Origin of the sequence: Thiohalocapsa sp., from assembly GCF_022340605.1 — a bacterium.
Lineage (GTDB): Bacteria > Pseudomonadota > Gammaproteobacteria > Chromatiales > Chromatiaceae > Thiohalocapsa.
In genome coordinates, this window is record NZ_JAJDNQ010000024.1 from 25,559 (window position 1) to 40,688 (window position 15,130).

Sequence of the window (15,130 nt, forward strand, 5' to 3'; positions counted from 1 at the left end):
CCTATCAGCGCAAATCCTGCTGCAACAGGCTGAGGATTCGCTCGCCGGTGCCGCCGGCGGTGGGTTGGCCGTCCGCGTCGAGCACTCGCACCCGGGTCTCGTCGGCACCACCGACGAGACGCACCTGGTACTGCTGGACGCCAACACCCTCGCGCTTGTGCCAGAAGGCCAGGCGGCTGCCGAGCCCCCGCTTCTTGCCACGCTTGCGCTCGAGGTCGTCGTAGCGGACATAGTAGACGCCCTCGCTGCGGTTGCGGTCCTCGACGGCGAAGCCCGAGCGGTCCAGCGCGAGGCCGGTCTGGCGCCAGGCCTGCCGGAACTCGGCGGGGATCACCAACTCCGCACTCGGGCCGGAGCCTACCAGGTGCGCCCCCATGCCGGCCGCCGCGGCCCCGCCGGCAGCGGCCGCGCCCACGGGCGCATTGCCCCCGCCGCGCTTGACCATGCGGTCGGCCTCATGCTCGGACACGCCGAGGTAGAGCATCAGCCGGCGCAACATGATGGCCTCCTTGTCCGGATCACCGGGCGCCGGCTCCCACACCGTGTTGGAGCCCTCGCCGACGGTGTTGCGCACCAGACGCTCCTGCATGCCGCGCTGGGTGAGGAACACCTCGGTGGTGTCGCGGCCCGGGCCCGCGTCGATGCGCACGCGATACTGGTCGCGCGTGGAGGTGGAGTAGAGACCGTCAACCACCTTGCGCAATTGCCGGGTGATGAAGTCCTGGCGAATCTCGGCGCGGTTCTCGATCCAGTCCGTCTTCATGACGCCGGTGGCAGGATCCTGCTCCACCAGCAGGATGCCCTGCGAGCGCCAGAAATCGACCACCTTCGGCCACACGGCGCTCGGCGGGGCATCGATCTCGAGCCAGCGGCGGTCACCGGAGCCCTGCAGCGAGACACCCTTCACCTCCGGCAGCACGTCGCCGCTCTGGGCGATGTGCGTGCGCGCGGCCCGCTCGCCGGCGTAGCTGGAATAGGTGGCGGTGCCGGCGGTGCCGGGGATGTCCATGGCGTCGTCGAAGCCGCCGCCGGCGAGATCCGGTGGGAGCTCCAGATTCTCGGATGCCTCACGCTGGTGCTTGTACTCGAGCGATTCGTCCGGCAGCAGCTTCTCCATGGTGCCGCTACAGCCGACGAGCAGCAGCACCGCAAGGGCAGGCAGCAGAATAGACAGTGGCTTGCTCATGGCTCCAGGGACACTTCAGGGACACTTCGGGGAAGCTTGCACGGGCATCGGTGCCGGTTATGCCAAAGGCCCGGAGGCCGCACCCCGACAGGTGTTGGACTGGCCGGCGGGTCAGTCGGCTTCGGCATGCTGCATCGCCGCGCGCACCGTTGCATGGTGCTCCGGCGTGAGCCAGGTCAGGGGCAGGCGGATGCCCGGCTGCGCGAGGCCCATCTCGGCCATGGCCCATTTCACCGGAATCGGGTTGGACTGGACGAACAGGGCGCGGTGCAACGGGTCGAGCCGCGCGTTGAACCGCTCGGCGCCGTCCCGGTCCCCGCCGAGGGCCGCGTCACACATATGCCGCATCAGCGCCGGCGCGACGTTCGCGGTGACCGAGATGACACCATCGCCGCCGCGCAGCATGAACTCGCACGCGGTGGCGTCGTCGCCGCTGTAGATGGCAAAGTCCGGGCCGCACAGCTCACGCAGCCGCTGCACGCGCGCGAGGTCGCCGGTGGCGTCCTTGAGACCGACGATGTTGCTCACCTCGGCCAGCGCGGCGGTGGTCTCCGGCAGCATGTCGCAGGCGGTGCGGCCCGGCACGTTGTAGAGGATCTGCGGCATCCCGACCGCCTCGGCCACGGCACGGTGATGCGCAACCAGACCGGCCTGCGTCGGCTTGTTGTAGTACGGCGTCACCAGGAGCGCGGCATCGGCGCCGGCGCGCTCGGCGCAGCGGGTGAGCCGGATGGCCTCGGTGGTGGAATTGGCGCCGGTGCCGCCGATGACCGGAATGCGGCCGGCGGCGAGCGCGACGCAGCGGGCGATGACGTCGCAGTGCTCGGCCTCGTCCAGGGTCGCCGACTCACCGGTGGTGCCCACGGCGACGATGGCGGCGGTGCCGGCATCCACGTGGAAATCCACCAGCCGGGTCAAGGCGGCGTCGTCGATGGCGCCCTCGGCGTCCATCGGCGTGATTAGCGCAACGATGCTCCCGCGCAGAAACATTGGCAAACCAGTGTGTGCCCGAAATAATCCGCGGATACTAGCGCGCCAACTGCCGGTGTTACAAGGTTGCCGCCGCACGGGCGTGGGCCAGCGGGTCCCTCGTTGCGCCCCGCAACGGGCGGCTGTCGGCGCTCGTCCGCGGCGGCCGGGGCTTGCCCTCGCTTGGCCCCGGAAAACCCCATGCTATACACTCGTCGCGAAACCGCCGGTGCTGCCTGCGAAACCAGGAAATCCATGGCCACACACAAGACCTTTCTCGTTATTTCCGCCCTCGGCGAGGACCATCCGGGCATCGTCAACGACCTGTCGCGCACCATCCTGGAGCACGGCTGCAACATCGAAGACAGCCGCATGACCGTCCTCGGTGGGGAGTTCGCCGCCATCCTCCTGGTGGAGGGCAAATGGAACACCCTGGCCAAGGTCGAGAACGCCCTGCCGGAGTTGGAGCGCTCGCTGGGGCTCACCATCGTCTGCAAGCGCACCGGCGAGCGCGAGCGCAGCACCGACAAGGTGCCCTACGTGGTCGATGTCGTTGCCATGGATCACCCGGGCATCGTCAACAACTTGGCGGGGTTCTTCGCGGAACGGCAGATCAACATCGAGGACATGGCCACCAACACCTATGCCGCCGCACACACCGGCACGCCCATGTTCGCGGTGCACATGACCGTCGGCATACCGGCGGCGACGCATATCGCCACGCTGCGGGAGGAGTTCATGGACTACTGCGACGGCCTCAACCTCGACGCGGTGCTGGAGCCGCTGAAATCCTGACCCCACTGTGAAGCCGGAGCCCAGCGCGGGAGGCGCGTGAATCCCGCAACCGGGCGATACAGAGCGCCGGACGCCGCATGATAGCAATCAGCGCGCCGGCCCCGTCAGTAGCCGCTCGGCGCCATGGCCCCCAGCCCTTGCGAGGACCCGTGTGCCCTTGCCCGCGTATCAAGTGCCGCGGCCCGAGCCGTCACAGAGGAACCCCAGATGGCAGTCGCAATCGGCGAAACCGTACCGGACATCCAGCTCCCCGCCACCGGTGACAAGACCCTCAAGCTCTCGGACCTGCGCGGCCAGCGCGTGGTGCTGTACTTCTACCCCAAGGCCAGCACGCCCGGCTGCACCCAGGAGGGGCTCGACTTCACCGCGCTGCAGGACGACTTCAGCGCGCTCGACACCGTCATCGTCGGCGCCTCGCGCGACGGCATCAAGGCGCAGGAAAACTTCAAGGCGAAGCAGTCCTTCGGCTTCGATCTCCTGTCCGACAAGGACGAGGCACTGTGCAAGGCCTTCGACGTGATCAAGGTAAAGAAGATGTACGGCAAGGAGTCCATCGGCATCGAGCGCAGCACGTTCTTGATTGATGAGAAGGGCGTGCTGCGCCGGGAATGGCGTGGCGTCAAGGTCAAGGGGCATGCGGAAGAGGTGCTCGCCGCCGTGCGCGAGCTCTGTTGACGACCGGCCGCCTGCCGCCGTCGCGGACGCCAAGGCGCAGCGGTACCACCCAGCCGGCGCCACCCCAACGGTAACAGCCCCTACGGTAACAGCCCCTACGGTAACAGCCCCTGGCCGCGCCGGCACCGACCCAGCCGGCGCGGCGATCACCCCGCTACTGCCGCAGCCGCACATGATCAAGCGCGAAAACGACAAGCCCTGCCTGTTCGTCCTCGACACCAACGTGCTGATGCACGACCCCACGGCGATCTTCCGCTTCAAGGAGCACGACATTTACCTGCCGATGGTGGTGCTGGAGGAGCTGGATGCGGCCAAGAAGGGCGTCTCGGAGGTCGCACGCAACGTCCGCCAGGTGAGCCGCTTCCTCGACCAGCTCATGCAGGACGCGGACAAGGCCGAGATCGACGCCGGCCTGCCGATCCAGTTGCTGGGGGAGTTCGGCTCGGGCATCACCGAGCCGCCAGTGGGCCGGCTGTTCTTCCAGACGGAGCCGCTGTCGCAGCACCTCGACGCGGTGCTGCCGGGGACCACAGCGGACAACGAGATCCTGGCGACGGCGCAATCGCTCAAGCAGCGCCAATCCACGCACACCGTCGTCATCGTCTCCAAAGACATCAACCTGCGCATCAAGGCCGCGGTGCTGGGGCTGCCAGCGGAGGACTACTCCAACGACCGCGTGCTCGACGACGTCGACCTGCTGTACACGGGCATGGCGGCGCTCACGGACGATTTCTGGGAGCACCACGCCAAGGAGGTGGACTCCTGGCAGGAGGAGGGCCGCACCTTCTACCGCATCCAGGGGCCGGACGTGGCCGACTGGTACCCGAGCGAGTGCCTGTACGTCGACAACGACGACGGCTTCGAGGCCATCGTCCGCGAGCGCCGCGGCGAGCGCGAGGCGATCATCGAGCTGGTGGAGGACTACCGCATCCAGCGCCACAACGTCTGGGGCATCATGGCGCGCAACCGCGAGCAGAACTTCGCCCTCAACATGCTCATGGACCCGGAGTTGGACTTCGTCACGCTGCTCGGCACCGCTGGCACCGGCAAGACGCTGCTGGCGCTCGCCGCCGGGCTGGCGCAGGTGTTGGACCGCAACATCTACCGCGAGATCATCATGACCCGCGTGACGGTGCCGGTGGGCGAAGACATCGGCTTCCTGCCCGGCACCGAGGAAGAGAAGATGACGCCATGGATGGGCGCGCTGATGGACAACATGGAGGTGCTCACCCAGACCGAGGGCGGCGACTGGGGCCGGGCCGCCACCAACGACCTGCTGCGTAGCCGCGTGCGCATTCAGTCGCTCAACTACATGCGCGGGCGCACCTTCCTGCACAAGTACATCATCCTGGACGAGGCGCAGAACCTCACCGCCAAACAGATGAAGACGCTCATCACTCGCGCCGGTCCGGGGACCAAGATCGTCTGCCTCGGCAATATCGCGCAGATCGACACACCCTATCTCACCGAGACCACCTCGGGCCTGACCTACGTGGTGGACCGCTTCAAAGACTGGCAGCATGGCGGGCATATCACGCTGATCCGCGGCGAGCGCTCGCGGCTCGCGGACTTCGCGTCCGATCACCTCTGAGTCCGGGCTTCAGCGCCGGCGCCGCGCCCCCATCTGTGCGCAGGCGGCATCGCCGCTGCGACGAGGCGCAGGCGCCCCCGGGCGCCCTACCCGCACACCAAGCCACCAAACGACCTGGCAGGCGGTCAGGCGAACAACGAGGACTCAGACATGCGCATCCTGCTGCTCACCCTGCTGCTCGCGCTCACCCAGACTACGGCCCTGGCCGGCGACAAGACCAAGGTCGTCTACCATGTGGACGACGAAGACAAGGTCAGCTTCGCGCTGAACAACATCAAGAACCACATCGCCGGCGTCGGCGGCCCCGAGAACATCGATATCGTGCTGGTCGCCAACGGCCCCGCGGTGAAGCAGTTCGTCGATATCGACGCCGTGGACCGGGTGCGCAACGACGTCACCGAGCTCGAAAAGCAGGGCGTCGACTTCGAGGCCTGCGCCAACACCCTGCAAGCGCTCAACCTGGCGCCGGACGAGTTGCTGTCCGGTTTCAAGATCGCGGAGAAGGGCGGCGTGACCCGCATTACCGAGCTGCAGCAGCGGGGATACGCCTACCTGCGGCCCTAGGTTGCTTGACCGCGCCAAACGCTTGCAGATGAGTCTGTCATTGTCGCGGTCGTTGTCGTGATCGTGATCGTGATCGTGATCGTGGTCGTAATCGCATATCCGCACGGTTGAGACCACGACCACGACCTGAGACACCCTCGGGACTTGCGCACTGTTGCACGAGTGCACGGCCTTGGAATCGTCGATACCGTTCGCTGCCCGGCGCGAGCGAGTGTCGCGGTGGAGGGCGACACTCCGGCCATCGCCATCGGCGGCCGGAGTGTCGGCCTCCAGGTCGACACGGATCAGCGCCTCTCGAGCGTGGGAGCAAGGGCGGGCGCTCTACGTCCCGCCGCCTCGACATTAGGTGGTCGAGGTTATGATCGAGGCCGCCGGCTGTTTCTCCGACCCCGGCGCCGGGCAATCTTCCGAGGCAATTCATTCGATGACTCAACCCCAATATAAACTCGGACCGCTGCTGCTGGCGCCGGGCGTGCTGCCCCGCCACGGCTGGAGCTTCCTGGTCGTGGCGTTCCTGTCCATCGGCCTGATGATCTTCATCTCCGTCGGGCAGACCTATATTCTCAACGTCAACCTCGGCATCCCGGATGACCAGCAGGGCGGCATCACCGGCGCGCTCATCGCCTGGACCGAGGCTGTTGCGCTGCTGCTGTTCATCCCCGCCGGCATCCTCATCGACCGGGTCAGCCGCCGCGGCGTCTACGCCGCGGGCTTCCTGCTGCTGGCGCTGACCTACGTGCTGTATCCGTACGCCGAGTCAGTGGGCGATCTATACCTGTACCGCTGCACGGTCTACGCGCTCGGCTTCGTCGCCGTCAGCGGCGCCCTGTCCACGGTGATGGTGGACTACCCGGCCGAGCGCTCCCGCGGCAAGCTGGTGGCGCTGGTGGGCTTCCTGTGCGGCCTCGGCGTGGCCGTACTTCAGGGCGTGAGCGCACTGCCGAAGGCTTTTGTCGCCCAGGGCATGACGGAAATCGAGGCCGGCCGCGCCATGCACTTCGCCATCGCCGCGCTCTGTGTCGCCGCCGCGTGGCTTGCCGCCACGACCCTCAAGCCCGGCGTGCCGGCCAGCCCGCGCCGGCGCCCGAGCGTGCGCGAGCTCTTCGTCAGCGGCTTTGCCGAGGCGCGCAACCCGCGCGTGCTGCTGGCCTACTCCGCCGCCTTCATTGCCCGCGGCGACCAGGCCGTCAACGCCTTTTTCCTGATCCTGTGGGGCACGCTCGCCGGCAAGGCCGCCGGCATGGCGCCGGCGGAGGCCGTGACCATGGCGACGCTCGCGATGTTCGTGCCGGCGCAGATCGCAGCGCTGATCTGGGCACCGATCCTGGGTCCGTTCCTGGACCGCTTCGACCGCGTAACGGCGCTCGCCATCTGCATGGTGCTGGCCGCCATCGGCAACCTGTCGCTGCTGCTGCTGGCGGACCCGCTGTCCGGCGTCAGCATCGTGTTTTTCATCCTGCTCGGCATCGGCCAGATCAGCGTCTTCCTGGCCGCACAGTCACTGATCGGCCAGGCGGCGCCCACCGAGAAGCGCGGCTCGGTGCTCGGCGCCTTCAACGTCTCCGGCGCCATCGGCATCCTGCTCATCACCTGGAGTGGCGGCTGGCTGTTCGACGCCATCGACCCGCGCGCGCCCTTCGTCGTGGTCGGGATCATCAACGTGCTGCTCTTCTTCGCAAGCCTGTATGTGCGCCTGAAGACCGCGCCTCAACCGGCCCCGGCCGCCGCGCCAGCCGCCGGCTGAAACGACCGAACAGCGAACCGTCCTACAGCCCGGCGGGTGCCCGTGCCGCAGGCGTCCCGGTTGCAGGACGTGCACGCTCACCGGACCCCGCGCGTCACAGTCGCCGCGCGCATGGCCTAGACTGATAACCATGAGGTGAAACGGGTTAGGGGCTCACCAGCAGCGCCGGCCCGACCTCGGCAACCAATTCAGACGCACAGCAAGCGGCGGTCGCGCGGGCGCAAGGCCGCCGCCCCACAACCATGCGGATCGGACGGGCCCGCGGCCTGACGCTCATCGAGTTGCCCTCGAGTTGCCGCGACTGACCGCCGGCATGCTGCCCGGCGGACATCACCAGCCCGCGGCGCGGCGCCCATGCACTTCGCCGGCCGCGCCCCATTCCCCGGCTTCCAAGTCCCGCTGAGTCAGCCACGGCGGGGGCACCCCGCGTTAAGAAAGCGTCATCCATCAGCCAGCGTCCGGTCATCAGCCGGCCCCGATACTGTCAGCGTCGATGGAGCGGGTTACTCCATCGCGACAAGGTCTTCATTGAAACACTGGCAAACGGAGGCACAACGATGAAGCGCTCCTTGAAGCTGACCGCCGTATCCGTCCTTGCGCTGGCATTGGCCGGCGGCCTGTCGGCGGATCTGCTCGCCGAGTCCAATCCCGGCAAGGGCACGCCGGCCACCGAGCAGTCGGCCGCGAAGAACGGCGATGTGGCGCAAGAAGTCGCCATCTCCGAACATGGCATGGCCGCAATCAACGATATCCAGCTCGCGCGCCTGGCCATCAACGATGGCTATACGGACAACGCCGCAAAGCTACTGAAGGACGCGAAGAAGCTGCTGAAGCAGGTGAAGGAGGAGGACCAGCCGGCGATGGCAAGCGCCCAGGCCAAGACCGGTGATAAGCAGCAAAAGAAGACGGAGACAGAGAAGCCCGATATGGTTCCGATCCTGTCGGAGATCGGCTTCGTCGAAGCCCTGGCGGCGACCCCGGCCAGTGGCACGCAGGCCAGTGGCACGCACGCGGCCAAGCCCGAAACGGCACAGACCAGCGAACAGACGTCCAGCCAACAGGAGACGGGCAAACAACAGAAGGCAGAAGCGGCCGGCCCCACCCGTGAAGAACGGGTGGCAGCGGCGCAGAAGGCCCGTGAGCAATGGCGCAAAGGCGATCGGCAGGGCGCGATCGAGACCCTGAAGCCGGTGGAGCTCGGGCTGGTGACCCGGACCATCGACATGCCGCTGACGGAGACCAACAAACACCTGGACCAGGCGATCTCCCTGCTCGACAAAGGCAAGTATCACGAGGCCAACCTGGCCTTGAAGAAGATCGAGGACGGCCTGGTGGTGGCCACCGATGTCGTCATAGAGCCTGCCGGAAAGGCTGCGGCCAGCGACACCGGCAAGGCAACCGGCAACGAATCCACCGGCAACGAGGCGACCAAGACGGAATAGGACCCCGCCCAGCCTCATCCCGATACCTGCCCCCGCACCCGACACCGGAGATCGGCGCGATGCTGGTCACGTGCCCGGGTTGCGGGCTCCCCGGGACCAACACTCAACCCAAGCCAACCGCGGGCCACGCCGGCAGTACCGGCGCGACCCGCTCGCACTCAGACGGGTTTCGGCAAGCCCTTGCACTCCAGGAAGATGCGCTTATCGCACTTGGCGCAGACGGACTTGTCCAGCTTTTGGAAGATGCCGCGGATCGCCGCTTCCTTGGTCTGGAACAGGTTGCGCACGCCCTCGGCATCCAGGCACTCGCAACGCTCCAACGCCTCCCACAGTCCCTGCTTCACGTTGATCATGTAGAAGCCGCCGCCCTCGGCACGGCGCCGGTGCGCCTCTTTGGCCAATGCCTCACCGCCCTGAAGATCCACGAAATTGATGCCGTCGGCAACGATCGCCAGGTGCTTCTGCTCCGGATGCGTATGGCGCAACCGGGCGACGTAGGTCTCCAGGTGCGGCACGGCACCGAAGAACAGCGAACCGTCGATGCGCAGCAGGCGCAACTGCGGGCACTGCGGCGTTTCCGGGTCGCTTGAGAAGGCGCGGTTCGGCAACCGGTCATCCGGCGCCACGGTAACCAGCCGGGGCTTTGAGGTCCGCTCCAGATACAGAACGAGCGACAGCAGCACGCCGGCGAAGATCGCGAATTCCAAGTCCAGGAACAACGCGGAGAAGACGGTCACACCCAGCACCGCGCTCTCGCGCCCCGACGCCTTGATGATGTGGCGGATCTCCTCGCGGTCGATGAGCCCCCAGGCCACCAGGAAGAGCACGGCCGCCATGGTGGCCTTGGGCAGATAGCTCGCGAGCGGCGCCACGAACAGCACCACCAGCATCAGCATGAAGCCGGCAAAGACTGCCGCCAGCGGCGTGCGCGCCCCGGCCTCGTAGTTGACCGCGCTGCGATTGAAGGAGCCCGTGGCAACGTAGCCCGAGAAGAAGGCGCCGGCGAGGTTCGACAGGCCCTGGCCGATGAACTCCTGGTTGCCGTCGATGCGATAGCCGCCGCGGGCACCCAGCGCGCGGCCGATGGACACCGCCTCGGTGAGCGCGAACAAGGTTACCGCCAGCGCCGCCGGCGCCAAGGCACGGATGTCGTCCAGGGCAAAAGAGGGCGCCGATAACGGCGGCAGGCTCGCCGGCAGCGCGCCGACGGTGGCGATCTGCGTCACGGCGGAGCCGAAGAGCCGGTCCAGACCGATCGCCAGCACGCCGCCGGCCAGCATCGCCGCCAGCATGTACGGGAATTTCGGCAGGTAGCGCTTGACCAGGATGCCGACCACCAGCGTCACCACCGCCACCGCCGTGGCGTAGGGGTTGATGTCCGCCGCATGGCCGAAAAAGCTGATCAGGATGTCGTGCACATGGCCTTCCGTTTCCATCTGCACGCCGAAGAAATGTTTGAGCTGCTTCACCGCGATCAGCACCGCGGCACCGGCGGTGAAACCCACCACCACCGAGTGCGAGATGAAGTTGACCAGCGCGCCCATGCGCGCCAGCCCGAGCGCCAATTCCATGACACCCACCATGAATGTGAGCGTCAACGCCAGCGACACATAGTCCGGCGTGCCGGGCACCGCCAGCAGCGACAGCGACGAGAACAGCACCACGGACGCGGCCGTGGTGGGTCCGGAGACCAAGTGGCGTGAAGAGCCGAACAACGCCGCGATGATGGCCGGCACCATGCCCGCGTAGAGGCCGTACTGCGGCGGCATGCCGGCGATGGTGGCGAAGGCGACGCCCTGCGGCAGCACGACAATGGCGCCGGTCAGCGCGGCGACGAGGTCGGCCTTCAAGTCCGGCCGGCTGACACTCGGCAGCCAGGCGGCGAAGGGATACAGCCACGAGAATCGGGCCGGTGAAGCGGAGGTGACGGACACGGCGTGAATTCCCTCAGTGAAAATCGGGCATCATACCAGCAGCGGATGGATTGTCATAACATTATGAATTACTTATTTTTTATCGCTCCCCAAGAAACAGCCGCCGGGGACGGCGCGGCAGCGTGCCGCGCCCTGGGAGCGACGTCCGCGCCGTGATTCGGCGTCCATCGCGCCGAGGACGGCGCTCCCACGACGGTGGGCCCATGCCCTGCTTGCGGTCGGCTATTGCTGCACCACGCGACCGTTCAGCGACTGCACCGGGCGATTGTTCGGGTGCCCCATGACCCGGGCGAAGTGCTGAATCTGCGCCTTCGACGCCGTCACAGGCTCTTTCATGACCAGCCAGGTCACCCCCTGGCTGCAGGGCGGCGTGGTCAGCGAGCCGTCGAAGCGGTAGTAGTGCCGATCCGGCGGCAGCAACGCACCGGCAAAGGCGCGGGTGTGCAGCAAGTGATGGGTGTGCGGGCGCTCGGGCATGTCCTGCCAGGCGGTGTCTAGGGCCTCGTTGCGCGCGCCCTCCTCGAACAGTACGGCAATCACGAGCAGGTGGCCGTCGGCATCGGCGTGCACCAGGTGTGCCTCCATCGGATACGCGTGGCCCTCCACGTGGTTCTCGCTCGGCGTGTGGAAGTGGAACTGCTTCAGCGCATAGTCCCGGCCCTCGTAGGCGACGAAGCTGCCCGGCAGGTAATCGATCTGGATCGAATGCCCATTGTTGATCTCGTCGCGCCCGCCGGCCCCGTAGTGGAAGTCGATGGCCGGGAGGTCTGTGTCGATGGCGTCGTGGATATCGATGGGCGACTGGTCCTGGCCGGCGCCACAAAGGGTATAAGCCGGATCGAGCTCGCCCCAGTGCGCGGGGCCCTCCTCGCCCCCATAGCCCCAGTGGGCGCCGGCCTGCGCCAGGGTCGTCAAGGTCAGTCCCGACAGGGCGATAAGGCCGCGGCCGAGGGCGCGGCGAATGCCATCGTGGTTCTTCTGCATCTAGACCGTCTCTCTATCTGTAGGTGTCATGGTGTCGCCGCCCGCGGACCGGGCAGCCGCGCCACGCGACCCGGCGCCGGTTGGCGCAAGCAGATCGCAGACAGCCGATCACTATAACCGCGTCGCCAGGGCCTTTTCACGGTCGCCAAGCGCGGCGGCACTTGGGCGGCCGGAGGGCGCGGCCCGGGACGCTGCCCCTGGACTAGGGGTGCGACCGGTCCAGATGGCGGATAGCTCCAAATGAGAACCCGCCGTTTCCGGCATTTTGTCATCAGCAATCGACTTACGCCGGCCGGCTCGGGCAGCCCTGCAGCAAGCGCCGCGATACCTCCGGGATTTGCACGCCAGGAATCGTACACAAATTGAAGGGTGGACGAACGAGTGTCAGCATTCTTTACAATTTGCGGCCACCCGCGCCGTCGGGCTCGGCCGGCAAGCGCGACCCACCCACGCCACTCTCTCATAAAAACTAACTTCGTACAGATGGTTACAAGGAGACGCAAAGACAGGACGAGCACTGTCTGCGATAATGGCACTAAAATTGCTTAACCGCTCAGAAGCGTCACGGCGACGGCGTGACCGTTGCGTCGGCAGGGTGCATGTCCCGCCCCGCTGCGACGCTCCGAGCACGCTCCGACACATAACGTGTTGAACCCGCGCAGTTGCGCAGAGTCAACCCTGATTGACGCATCCCGTGTCAACCTTTCTTGTCAGTCGGCGATACTTGTGCCAGCATCCTTTAGACGCACCACGAGGCTTCAGGCAGCGAAACGCGCCATGAATGCTGGCGGGACGCATCCAGACACACCATCAGGCGGTCCACACGGGGCAGGAGATCGCAGTTGAAAAACCACAAAACCGTATCGTTCGACAACGAGCCGCTGATCCTAGTGGACGCCGACGACAACGTCACCGGCTACGAGACCAAGGTCAAGGCCCATGTCGGTGAAGGCCTTCTGCACCGGGCTTTCTCCATTTTCCTGTTCACCGAAGACGACCAGGTGTTGTTGCAGCAGCGCAGCGGCAAGAAGCCGCTCTGGCCGCTGTACTGGTCGAACAGCTGCTGCAGCCACCCGCGCAAGGGCGAGACCTACGAGCAGGCCGTGCACCGTCGCCTGCGCGAGGAACTGGCCGTGGACGTGGACCTCAAGTACCTCTATCGCTTCCAGTACCAGGCCGGCTTCGGCGACGCCGGCTCCGAGCATGAGCTATGCTCGGTCTTCGTCGGCAAGGCCCCGGCACCGGTGCGCGTCGACGTCAACCCGAGCGAGATCGCCGCGTGGCGCTGGATGCCGAGCGCGGATGTGGACCGCCTCATCGCCGAGGAACCTGACCAGGTGACACCCTGGTTCGTGATGGAATGGCAGCGGCTGCGGACCGAGTTTCGCGAGACCGTCAAAGGACAGCGCGCCCGCGCTATGATCTCCGCCGCCTAATTCGGCCCAGCTCGGTCCGGCCCAACTCGTCCCGTCCCGCCGCGTGCGTCCGCCACAGCCGGCGCACGACCGGGCGGACGCTCGGCTCGGCCTATCACAGTCTTTGCGTCGCCGCCGGACCGGCACTGGGTGCCGTCCGGTCAAACCCGTTGTTTCGAGCCTCCCGCCCATGACCCCACGCACAGAGTCCTTCCGGTCCCCGCGGCTGCCGTCGCTGCTAACCCTGCCCTTCGGGCTGATTCCGCCACGTCTCAACAGCGCTGTCCTGGCGCAGATCCTGAACCGCGTCTTCAAACCAGAGCTTGCCGACGGGGAGCTCGACTTCCTGGACCACAAGGTCATGCGCATCGGCGTCGACGACGCCCGGCTCACCTATCGGCTGACCCTCCGCCAGGGCCGGCTGGAGGCGGCTCGGCCCGGCGCCCGCGACGACCTCAGCATCGAGGGCAGTACCTACGAGTTTCTGCTGCTGGCCACCCGCCGCGAGGACCCGGACACGCTGTTCTTCAATCGCCGGCTACGCCTGGGCGGCGACACGGAGCTCGGCCTCTACACCAAGAACTTGCTCGACAGCATCGAGCTGGAAGATCGCGCCGGCCCCCTGCTCGGCGTCATGAACCGCGCTACGGACTTGCTCGCTCGCTTCGGCACACACGGCCGCTGATCGCGCGCCGGCCGCAACGGCGCCCGGGGACCTGCGCCGGCCTTAATCCCGACTGCTGCACTTGCTGTGTGAGCGCCGTCCGCGGCGCGATCGGCTCCCGGTCGCGGCGGGGACGCCGCTCTCACGGTGGGCGGTTGCTGGCTGCATTTATGATCAAGGCCGAATAGCGACTACTGCGGCGGCAATACATTCGCCGAGAATTCGCCTAAATAATTGCCTGGCGGATTGTAACGGCATACCCATACCGACCAGCCACAACTCGAGGAATGGCCGCAGCCGAATTCCGTCGTGCCAAGCCACACAACCTGCGTAAAGTGCCCTGTTGCGGAACTGAACCCAGGATTCGCGTAGTCGTACTCTGCTTCTTCGCCGTACCAGGCGTCAACGACTGACTGGACATCAGGATAGCCCCAGGCCAGGTTTTCACCATAAGGCGTGGTGGCTGAATGACCTGACGGGCACGAATCAGCGTACGCCTGCGCGCCACTGGCAATAGCGGCGGACCATTGCAAATCCGGCGCGCCGTGCAACGCTCTGTAGGTATTGTGCACAACGACCCAGTCCGATGCCTCTCCCGTCCCGCTCCCATCCGGCAAAGAACCTTCAGCCTGCACAGAATCCTCGTCCGACACAGGGGGCTCGTCCGGCCAAGGGTTCTCCTCCGACAGCGCGCTCTCCCGATCGGCGTAGGCGACATCTTGCACCGCCGCGGCTCGCCACTTCCGCCAATCCGCCCCCCTGCATTCTCCGCGCGCTGCGCACCAGGACTCGCTCTCATCGGCAGCCAGCCTGATGGAGGCTCGACCCTTGACCTCGTCATCAACCAATGCTCTGCTCGCATACTGGTATCCGAATTGCGTAGCCGTAGCAATATTAGCGGACACACCGATGGCTACTGCCATCACACAAGATGCCAATTTCATGGCGAAACGATCCTCATTAATGTGGTGCCCAAGCTTTGTCGTATCCAAAGCTCATCACTCGTCAATCGGGTCATGTATCCAGAATCTCGGGAAAATCAGGCTTACATCAGGAGCAGCACCTCCGTCGTCGCAATGAAAGTTGCCGCACCAATCCTTTAGCACACCGATGGACAGCACGCACCCAGAGGATGCCGTGACACGATAGCGACTCGCGCTCGATGCG

Annotated in this window: 13 protein-coding genes; 8 read left to right on the top strand and 5 right to left on the bottom strand. The window is 66.3% G+C overall.

The features are described from left to right. Positions 1–4 precede the first annotated feature (4 nt). Positions 5–1,186 (bottom strand): outer membrane protein assembly factor BamC, encoded by a 1,182-nt coding sequence (gene bamC / locus LJE69_RS03080; RefSeq protein ID WP_296921383.1) that lies wholly within the window; start codon positions 1,184–1,186, stop codon positions 5–7. A gap of 111 nt (positions 1,187–1,297) precedes the next feature. After that, positions 1,298–2,176 carry a 4-hydroxy-tetrahydrodipicolinate synthase gene (dapA, locus tag LJE69_RS03085; protein WP_296921385.1) on the bottom strand — a complete coding sequence of 293 codons (879 nt, stop codon included), beginning with the start codon at positions 2,174–2,176 and terminating at the stop codon, positions 1,298–1,300. Between the two features lie 234 nt (positions 2,177–2,410). Between dapA and LJE69_RS03090 the strand changes: the two genes are divergently transcribed. The 6 genes from LJE69_RS03090 (at position 2,411) to LJE69_RS03115 (ending at position 8,966) form a co-directional block, all read left to right on the top strand. Beyond that, on the top strand, positions 2,411–2,950 hold the full coding sequence (locus LJE69_RS03090; protein WP_296921387.1) for a glycine cleavage system protein R: 540 nt from the start codon (positions 2,411–2,413) through the stop codon (positions 2,948–2,950). Positions 2,951–3,157: 207 nt separating this feature from the next. After that, positions 3,158–3,625 carry a peroxiredoxin gene (locus LJE69_RS03095; protein ID WP_296921389.1) on the top strand — a complete coding sequence of 156 codons (468 nt, stop codon included), beginning with the start codon at positions 3,158–3,160 and terminating at the stop codon, positions 3,623–3,625. 172 nt (positions 3,626–3,797) lie between these two features. Next, the gene (locus tag LJE69_RS03100) at positions 3,798–5,216 is read left to right on the top strand and encodes a PhoH family protein (protein WP_296921391.1); all 1,419 of its coding nucleotides are present in this window, start codon (positions 3,798–3,800) and stop codon (positions 5,214–5,216) included. Between the two features lie 150 nt (positions 5,217–5,366). Beyond that, positions 5,367–5,780: a DsrE family protein gene (locus LJE69_RS03105; RefSeq protein ID WP_296921392.1), complete on the top strand. Its 414-nt coding sequence runs from the start codon at positions 5,367–5,369 to the stop codon at positions 5,778–5,780. A gap of 424 nt (positions 5,781–6,204) precedes the next feature. Beyond that, on the top strand, positions 6,205–7,524 hold the full coding sequence (locus LJE69_RS03110; RefSeq protein WP_296921394.1) for an MFS transporter: 1,320 nt from the start codon (positions 6,205–6,207) through the stop codon (positions 7,522–7,524). Positions 7,525–8,081: 557 nt separating this feature from the next. Then, on the top strand, positions 8,082–8,966 hold the full coding sequence (locus tag LJE69_RS03115) for a YfdX family protein (protein WP_296921396.1): 885 nt from the start codon (positions 8,082–8,084) through the stop codon (positions 8,964–8,966). A gap of 158 nt (positions 8,967–9,124) precedes the next feature. Here LJE69_RS03115 and LJE69_RS03120 read toward each other — a convergent pair whose 3' ends face one another. Continuing rightward, positions 9,125–10,900 carry a SulP family inorganic anion transporter gene (locus LJE69_RS03120; protein ID WP_296921398.1) on the bottom strand — a complete coding sequence of 592 codons (1,776 nt, stop codon included), beginning with the start codon at positions 10,898–10,900 and terminating at the stop codon, positions 9,125–9,127. 222 nt (positions 10,901–11,122) lie between these two features. Further along, entirely contained in the window at positions 11,123–11,884 is a 762-nt protein-coding gene (locus LJE69_RS03125; RefSeq protein WP_296921400.1) for a carbonic anhydrase, read from the bottom strand. 842 nt (positions 11,885–12,726) lie between these two features. Here LJE69_RS03125 and idi point away from each other — a divergent pair. Together idi and LJE69_RS03135 are read left to right on the top strand one after the other, a co-directional pair. Then, on the top strand, positions 12,727–13,320 hold the full coding sequence (gene idi / locus LJE69_RS03130; protein ID WP_296921402.1) for an isopentenyl-diphosphate Delta-isomerase: 594 nt from the start codon (positions 12,727–12,729) through the stop codon (positions 13,318–13,320). A 169-nt stretch (positions 13,321–13,489) separates the two neighbouring features. Next, on the top strand, positions 13,490–13,984 hold the full coding sequence (locus LJE69_RS03135; protein WP_296921403.1) for an SCP2 sterol-binding domain-containing protein: 495 nt from the start codon (positions 13,490–13,492) through the stop codon (positions 13,982–13,984). A 170-nt stretch (positions 13,985–14,154) separates the two neighbouring features. On the opposite strand, the gene LJE69_RS03140 is transcribed toward LJE69_RS03135, so the two are convergent. Further along, entirely contained in the window at positions 14,155–14,886 is a 732-nt protein-coding gene (locus tag LJE69_RS03140) for a CAP domain-containing protein (protein WP_296921405.1), read from the bottom strand. Between the last annotated feature and the right edge of the window lie 244 nt (positions 14,887–15,130).

Coding starts and splice junctions, on each gene's coding strand:
- LJE69_RS03100 (WP_296921391.1), top strand. CDS start 3,798: ATGATCAAGCGCGAAAACGACAAGCCCTGCCTGTTCGTCCTCGACACC.
- LJE69_RS03110 (WP_296921394.1), top strand. CDS start 6,205: ATGACTCAACCCCAATATAAACTCGGACCGCTGCTGCTGGCGCCGGGC.
- LJE69_RS03115 (WP_296921396.1), top strand. CDS start 8,082: ATGAAGCGCTCCTTGAAGCTGACCGCCGTATCCGTCCTTGCGCTGGCA.
- LJE69_RS03105 (WP_296921392.1), top strand. CDS start 5,367: ATGCGCATCCTGCTGCTCACCCTGCTGCTCGCGCTCACCCAGACTACG.
- bamC (WP_296921383.1), bottom strand. CDS start 1,186: ATGAGCAAGCCACTGTCTATTCTGCTGCCTGCCCTTGCGGTGCTGCTG.
- dapA (WP_296921385.1), bottom strand. CDS start 2,176: ATGTTTCTGCGCGGGAGCATCGTTGCGCTAATCACGCCGATGGACGCC.
- LJE69_RS03125 (WP_296921400.1), bottom strand. CDS start 11,884: ATGCAGAAGAACCACGATGGCATTCGCCGCGCCCTCGGCCGCGGCCTT.
- LJE69_RS03095 (WP_296921389.1), top strand. CDS start 3,158: ATGGCAGTCGCAATCGGCGAAACCGTACCGGACATCCAGCTCCCCGCC.
- LJE69_RS03135 (WP_296921403.1), top strand. CDS start 13,490: ATGACCCCACGCACAGAGTCCTTCCGGTCCCCGCGGCTGCCGTCGCTG.
- LJE69_RS03140 (WP_296921405.1), bottom strand. CDS start 14,886: ATGGCAGTAGCCATCGGTGTGTCCGCTAATATTGCTACGGCTACGCAA.
- LJE69_RS03090 (WP_296921387.1), top strand. CDS start 2,411: ATGGCCACACACAAGACCTTTCTCGTTATTTCCGCCCTCGGCGAGGAC.